This window comes from Leifsonia sp. HAY1-4F, assembly GCF_056755275.1.
Window position 1 is genome coordinate 1 of sequence record NZ_JBNDHX010000247.1, and the last position, 283, is coordinate 283.

Genomic DNA, 283 nt, shown 5'->3' on the forward strand with positions numbered 1-283 from the left:
CGTCCGTGTCCTCCCCCGTGAGGACCTGATCGCGGCTGGAGATCAGGGTGACCTTGGAGCCCAGGCCGTTGTAAGCGGAGGCGAACTCGGCGCCGGTCACGCCCGAACCCACCACGATCAGTTCCTCGGGCAGTTCGTCCAGGTTGTAGATCTGGGCCCAGTTGAGGATGCGCTCGCCGTCGGGCTTTGCAGTGGGAAGTTCGCGCGGATGGGCGCCGACAGCCAGGAGGATGGCGTCGGCGTCGATGGTCCGGGTGCCTTCGAGGGTCAGGACCTCGATGGT

Annotated in this window: 1 protein-coding gene; it reads right to left on the reverse strand. The window is 66.4% G+C overall.

Going from position 1 to position 283, the window contains the following annotated elements:
- Positions 1-283, reverse strand: a 283-nt coding sequence (locus ACPYOG_RS19405) for an FAD-dependent oxidoreductase (protein WP_481295766.1), incomplete at both ends; no start/stop codon positions are given.